Genomic DNA, 7,263 nt, shown 5'->3' on the forward strand with positions numbered 1-7,263 from the left:
GGTAATTGGTAATATATAGGTTTTGAACGGATAAGGGGGGAGCGTATGAAGGAGGATTTGAATAAGAAAATAGAAGCACTCGAAACGGCAATTGAAACGATTCAAGAAGCACTTTTTGAATTGAAAGCCAAACAAAGAGAAATAGAAGCAGAAAATGCTAAGCAACATGTTAGGACGGAAAAGAAAGAATATATTGAAACGGTGATGGAGGAAAAACAAAAAGAAGAAGTAGTTACAATAAAAGAGCCTGTGCAAGAACGTGGGGTAAAACAAGTAGATATAGCTGCGTTTAAACGAGAACCATTTAATATTATTAAGTTTTGCCAAACGTGGTTACCGCGCATATTTGTCGGTATTATGTTGCTTGGAGTAATTTGGTTATTTAAAGCAGGGGTAGATGCGGGATTATTAACACCAGCAATACGAATTGTGTTTGGTATTGTCCTATCAATCGGTTTTTATTATATAGGGGATATTCAAATTAAACGCGAGCGGCAAGCGTTAGGGTTAGTATTAGCAGGAGGAAGTATTACGGGTATAGTTTTAACGACATTTGCGGCACATTATTTATATGGATTTATTCCAGCGAGTGTCGCGTTTCTATGTAATATCGCATGGGTCATTTTAGGTATTTATATAGCGAAGAGGTATCAATCGGAATATCTTACTATCTTTGTAGCGGTAGGAGCTTTCTTCGTGCCGTTCTTATTAAATAGTACGACTCCTAATCCGTATATTTTCTTTGGATATGAGACGATACTAACGCTCAGCTTATTATGGTATGCGTTGAAAAATCATTATCAGTATTTATATATGATTTCTTATGTTGTTGTAGCTATTGTTCTTTTTGTCTTCTTTGCTGTTATGTCAATGTTAGTAGAGGATTTGCAAGTCCAGTTAACAGTAGTTTATGGTTTAATTCACTTACTATTATTTTGGCATATGTTTACGGAGAGAAGTTTTATAGTAGAGCCACGCTTGGCGATATTTAGTGCGAATGCAGTCTTCTTTATATTAGCCATTTCAAAAATACATGAATTTACAACATGGGGATTAATGATAAGTGCACTCGTGCACGCTATTATGTTCGTGTTTGAATATAGGAAGAATAGACATTCTACATTTACAAACCTTTTATTTGGTTTCGCAATGGGGGCCTTTAGTTTAGCGATTTTATATGAGTATAGTTTAGTGAATGCAGCGATTGTACTATTATTACAAGGCTTCCTCGGTATGGTGACTTCTATTAAAGTAAAACAACAGATAAAATTGTATGTTAGTGCGACGGTTTACGCAATTGGAATGATACAGACTATTTTTAGCCCGTTTGATCAATTTATTTCGGCAGGCTTTGTTGCTCATCTTATTTTAATTGGCACGCTCTATTATTGCATGAGACAAGCGAAAGATGTATTAGCGAGCTTTGGCAAGTATGTGTATTCTATAGCACTCTATTGGTTTATGGTGATTGTATTTATTACAATTACTAGAATCGGTGAAGTTTTGTCCACAGATGGAAGCATAATAAGCATATCTGTATCGTTATTATGGATGGTGTATGCATTATTTGCAGTTTGGCTTGGCCGGAATAAAAATATGAATGAAATATTATATGCCGGCTTAGTCGTGTTAGTCGTAACGATAGGAAAGCTATTCCTTCTAGACTTACCAGAAGTTTCAATGATGATTAGGGCGGTTTTATTCTTAATCGTAGGAAGTATAGGCATCGTTATTTCAAGAATGTTTTTCTCAAAAGAAGAGAAATGAGAAGAAGGCAATCCATATCCGGATTGCCTTCTTCTCATTTCTTATTAATCATTACAGTCTCACTATATTTCGCTGTTGTATTTTGACGTAGACGAAGTGTTGCTTGTCCAGTCGTATTTGGATCGATTTGTACGTTCACAATTTTTTCAGCAGAACCTAAGCTGTTTGTTGTGAAAGAAAAAGCACTGCTATATCCGAAAGTAGATAGCCAAGTGCCGTTTGTATTTTGAACTTTTGCTACTTGTGTACCGCCAGTAGTGAAGATACCTAAAGAATAATTATTGTATGTTGTGTTTGGTAATAAGTTATTTACTTGAATTTTGATTTGGAACACTTCATTGTTTGGTAGAGTGCTAGGGTGTGTAACTACGTAGTCATTTGCTGTTACTGCACCGTTATAGCCATATGAACCAGGTTTAAAAGTATTTGTATTAAACCATTGATAACCTGCATTTGGCGCACTCCAAGGTTCAGGTTGTGGCTCAGTTGATAAGCTTGGTTGTTCAAATGTTTGTAAAGTGGTAGGTAAATCAAGTTGTAAACCATTTACTTGGTCTAAACTTGTAAATGTTTCTTTATTCGATAGCCAATTTACGATATTTTCTAGTAAAATCGCATCGCTTTCTTCTTTATATCCATCGTAAGTTTTCTTTGTTTGGCCAGAGTCTTCACGAACGTATTTTGGCGTAGCATCTTCAACAGGAGAAGAGTCTCCAATAAAGGCAGCTTTTCCAAGTCCTACTTTTGCGATAGCAGCATAAGGACCTTCTGCAACACAACCGCCGTTATACACACCGCTATCAACAGCGTTATTCCATTTTGCTGGGTTTTCTGGAAGATAAACAAGTCCTTTTGCTAGTTTTGGATTTGTAATTGCTAAAGTAGAACCAGCATGCATTGCTACAGATGAAACCCCTTCTGTAATTCCGAATGATTGTTCAGGTGATACAATATTTTTAGCGGAAACATCACCGATTGCATTATAGCGGAAGCGAATACCGAAGTTGTCAGATAGCCAATCAGAGCTTTCTACTCCTTGCATAGCTTGTGAATTGGCTTCTTCGTTAGACATTCCTTTTGCTGGATTATCCCAAGCACCGCGTCTATATCCGTTAAATACTTCAGAAGAGTCCCAACGATTTTTATTACGATCTGCATTATAATGATCGGCAATGAAGAAGATACTACCGCCATTTTTCACGTATTGTAACATAGCATCTTGTTCAGATTTTTTGTAAGGAATATTTGCTTCTGGAACGATAAATACATTGTAGTCTTTTAAATCTTCGTATGTAAGCGGTGTTGATTTACGTAGTTCTTTTACATGATAGCCGTTTTGGGCAATGCCGTTTCCGAAATCAGAAAAGCCACCATCGATAACCCAGTCAGCAGTCCCGGCAGTTTGACCGTGTGTATTATCGAATAATACTTTTTTCCCATTGTTTTGATTTACAACTTTTGCAGCAATTTCAGGAGCTGGGTCTACAGAGCTTTCGGCATAAGTAGACGGTATGAACGAAGCTCCCATACTTAGTGTAATTGCTGTTGCTAAAGAAAATGTAATCCACTTTTTATTCTTCATAGAAGAATCCCCCTAATAATAAATATATGTGCTTTAATAATGTAATTTATTTTTCTGTAAAAATAAAGACGGAAAACATAAAAAATATTAAAAATTTGTAAAAATACCGTGAAATTTGTTGAGAAATATTTATATAGGCATAAAAATATCCCTTCCAAGTAATAAGGAAGGGATGTTTTGCTTAACTAATTTTTGAATTAGGTGTTTCATCAATTTTATGAAAACCTTTCATGTAATACACGACAGCTAAACCGATAAGCCAAATTGGTCCAACAATTAATGCAATCCGTGTATCTTCTGAATACGCCATTATACATAATACGAGTGCAAGGAAAGCAAGTGAGAAATATGAACTTAATGGGTATAAAGGCATTTTATACGATAACTTTTGTTTGTTTTGCGTCGGCAAACTTTTACGGAACTTAATTTGAGCGACTAATATAATACCCCAAGTCCAAATTGCCCCGAAAGTTGAAATACTAGTGAGCCATGTAAATACTTTTGCGGGCACAAGATAGTTTAATATAACACCAACGAGTAAAACGATTGCTGTTGCTACAATTCCTTGACTTGGAATGCCATTTTTATTTAAACGACCGAATCTTTCCGGAGCTTTTTTCTGTTGAGCTAATGTATACAGCATACGGCCTGTACTAAATAAACCACCATTACAAGAAGAAAGAGCTGCTGTTAATACGACAAAGTTAATAATTCCTGCTGCTTTTGCGATACCGATTTGCTGGAATGTTAATACAAATGGACTTCCTTTCTCACCAAGTTCGTTCCATGGATAAATTGCCATCATAACGAATAGAGCCCCAACGTAGAACAGTAAGATTCTCCAAAATACGTTATCGATTGCTTTTGCGAGTGTTTTTTTCGGGTTTTGCGCTTCACCAGCTGTAACACCGATTAATTCAACGCCTAAATAAGCGAATAATACCATTTGCATGGAGAGTAGTAACCCAGAAAATCCATTTGGAAACCAGCCACCATGTGACCAAAGGTTTGAAATGCCAGTAGCGATACCACCGTTTCCGAATCCGAATAAAATAATACCAGCCCCAACTACTATCATACAGATAATTGTGACAATTTTAATGAGAGCAAACCAAAATTCAAGTTCTCCAAATACTTTTACAGATAAAAAGTTGAAAGCACTCATTAATAATAGAGCGAGTAAAGCCCAAGTCCAGCGCGGAATATCTGGGAACCAGTATTGCATGTAAATGCCAGCAGCCGTAATTTCAGCCATGCAAGTAACAACCCATAAGAACCAGTAGTTCCAACCGGTAATATAGCCAGCTAGTGGTCCAAGATAATCATATGCATATTTACTAAAAGAGCCAGCAACAGGTTGTTCAATTGCCATTTCTCCGAGTGCTCGCATAATGAAAAAAATAACGAGTCCAGCAATCATATAGCCTAGTAAAATAGAAGGACCAGCTAGTTTAATAGCAGAAGCAGATCCTAAAAATAGTCCAACGCCAATAGCTGAACCGAGTGACATTAAAGTAATATGTCTTTCTTTTAAACCTCGGTTTAAAGTTCCAGATTTGTTTGTGTGCTGCATAAGAAGAATCCCCCTTGTAGAGTGAACGATATTTGAATGCGTTTACTAAATATTTAACTATTTCAAATTATAAAACATTTCTATCTGTTATGCTACAAAAATAATCATTATTAACTGTACTACATCTGTGCTTGTCAGACTTAAACTTAAAATTCGAACTATTATTGAATATATTGACTCTTCTTTTTATTGATTGTTAAGATTAAGTATTATATTTTCTCACATACTAGTAAGAAAAGAATATGTGATAATAATTCAGATGTAGGAAGGGTACATAACCATGTTTCAATTACAAAAATATAACACTTCTGTGAAGCAAGAGCTTTTAGCTGGCATCACAACTTTTTTTACATTTGCGTATATTCTTGTCATCAATCCGAAAATATTATCTGATGCAGGTGTACCATTTGATCAAGCTTTTACGGCAACTATTATTGCGACTGTTGTAGGGACGTTATGTATGTCGTTTTTAGCTAACTATCCAATTGTTATTGCTCCAGCTATGGGAATGAATGCGTATTTTGCTTATTCTGTTGTTCAACAGGCAGAGGGGATTACATATGTCATTGCGTTTTCAGCAGTATTTGTAACAGGTATCATTTTTCTTTTATTATCTTTCACTTCATTTAGGCAAAAGCTAATTGTCGCAATTCCTGACAGTTTAAAACATGCAATTGCAGGTGGAATTGGGTTATTTATTGCTTTTATTGGATTACGTCTATCTGGAATTATCGTTGATCATCCATCTAATTTAGTTACGATTGGTGATTTCCATTCTCCAGCCGTTATTTTAACTTTAATTGGTTTGATTTTAGCGGCGGTATTAATGACATTGCGTGTGAGCGGTGCATTATTTATTAGTATGATTGTGACAGGAATTATCGCCTTCTTTACAGGGCAGCTGAAGTTTACGGATAAAATTGTTGCGATGCCTCATTTACCAGAGGGGATTATCGTTTCAAATCCAATCAACGCCTTTTCAGATGTAATTGAATACGGATTATATGGCGTTGTATTTTCATTTTTACTTGTACTGTTATTTGATACAACAGGAGCATTACTCGGTTTAATTAAACAAGCAGGTTTAATTACAGATAATACAGAGAAACGTTTTGGTAAAGCATTTATTGCGGATGCAATTGGCGGTACTACAGGCTCTATCTTTGGGACAAGCCCAACAGCAGCGACGATTGAATCGTCAGCTGGTATTGCTGCAGGTGGTAAAACAGGATTAACAGGTATTGTAGTAGTCGGCCTAACGATTATAACAGCATTCTTTAGCCCTGTTATTGCTTCTTTATCAAGTGTAGCCGCTATTACAGCTCCTTCATTAATTATTGTAGGTAGTTTAATGGCACAAAGTATTCGTGATATTAATTGGAATGAATTTGAAGATGCATTACCAGCATTTTTAATTTTCGTTGGTATTCCGTTAACGTCTAGTATTGCGAATGGAATTGCAATTGGGTTTTTAGTGTATCCAGTCTTAAAAATTGTGAAAGGGAAAGGGATGGAAGTACATCCATTACTATACTTATTTACAATTTTATTTGGATGTCATTTATTCTTATAATATAGAAATAGGAGAGGGGGCTTCTTATGAGAGGCCCCTTTTTTGTGTATAATAAAGTGAAACTATAATCAGTCACGCAAAATATAAATTACTTAATGGAATATATATATGTTACAATATGGATGGAGGGGGAACATGAATGGCTGTAAGTAAAATAAAAGTCGCGCGTGTTCAGTTAGATTTAACACAGCAACAATTAGCAGAAAAAGTAGGCGTTACAAGGCAAACGATTAGTTTAATTGAGAAGGGCAAATATAATCCGTCTTTAGATTTATGTTTGAAAATTTGTTATGCAGTAGATAAAACTTTGAATGATTTGTTTTGGGAGGAAAAGGAGTGATCGGATGAAAATTGTGAAAGATGAACGTTTAATGATTGAGGGGTTAAAACATATTAGATTAGTTTTCATCTTACAAAATATTTTCATACTAGGTATTGTTTTTTATCGCTACGTTTTGCAAGATGCAGGATATGAAAGTGTTTCGGATTTATTAATGATATTTATGTGCGGGATAATAGGGATTAACTTTTTAAACTTAAAAAACTCGGTGCAAGTGTATGAGCATACGGGCGGAGTATCACGCAGCTATTTTATGAAACTATTATTCATTCCGGTAGGTATTATTATTGGGATTTTAGCTATTTGTATCGTTGTAACACCAGATATTTCAATAAAAGAAATTAGTATGACCATAGCCATCAAGTTAAGAAAATGAATAAAATTTAACTAAATGGGTCATCCTTCCATGCATACCGCATGGAAGGATG

5 protein-coding genes and 1 pseudogene are annotated in these 7,263 nt (G+C 35.4%); 4 read left to right on the forward strand and 2 right to left on the reverse strand.

Features of this window, described 5'->3' with window-relative positions; translation table 11 throughout:
• Positions 1–45: 45 nt before the first annotated feature.
• A complete protein-coding gene (locus tag PDQ33_RS12745) occupies positions 46–1,767 on the forward strand; it encodes a DUF2339 domain-containing protein (RefSeq protein ID WP_270755824.1) in 1,722 nt (573 codons plus the stop codon).
• 34 nt (positions 1,768–1,801) lie between these two features.
• On the opposite strand, the gene PDQ33_RS12750 is transcribed toward PDQ33_RS12745, so the two are convergent.
• Together PDQ33_RS12750 and PDQ33_RS12755 are read right to left on the reverse strand one after the other, a co-directional pair.
• Entirely contained in the window at positions 1,802–3,349 is a 1,548-nt protein-coding gene (locus tag PDQ33_RS12750) for a DNA-binding protein (RefSeq protein WP_270755823.1), read from the reverse strand.
• A 181-nt stretch (positions 3,350–3,530) separates the two neighbouring features.
• The gene (locus PDQ33_RS12755; RefSeq protein WP_001164906.1) at positions 3,531–4,922 is read right to left on the reverse strand and encodes an amino acid permease; all 1,392 of its coding nucleotides are present in this window, start codon (positions 4,920–4,922) and stop codon (positions 3,531–3,533) included.
• Positions 4,923–5,202: 280 nt separating this feature from the next.
• Between PDQ33_RS12755 and PDQ33_RS12760 the strand changes: the two genes are divergently transcribed.
• The 3 genes and pseudogenes from PDQ33_RS12760 to PDQ33_RS12770 form a co-directional block, all read left to right on the forward strand.
• Entirely contained in the window at positions 5,203–6,495 is a 1,293-nt protein-coding gene (locus PDQ33_RS12760) for an NCS2 family permease (protein ID WP_000487212.1), read from the forward strand.
• Between the two features lie 139 nt (positions 6,496–6,634).
• On the forward strand, positions 6,635–6,835 hold the full coding sequence (locus tag PDQ33_RS12765; protein ID WP_000301182.1) for a helix-turn-helix transcriptional regulator: 201 nt from the start codon (positions 6,635–6,637) through the stop codon (positions 6,833–6,835).
• A 4-nt stretch (positions 6,836–6,839) separates the two neighbouring features.
• Positions 6,840–7,187 (forward strand): annotated as a pseudogene (locus tag PDQ33_RS12770) (hypothetical protein); the annotation flags it as partial.
• Positions 7,188–7,263 lie beyond the last annotated feature (76 nt).

This window comes from Bacillus cereus group sp. Bc031 (genome assembly GCF_027716265.1).
GTDB classification, from domain to species: Bacteria; Bacillota; Bacilli; order Bacillales; family Bacillaceae_G; genus Bacillus_A; species Bacillus_A paranthracis.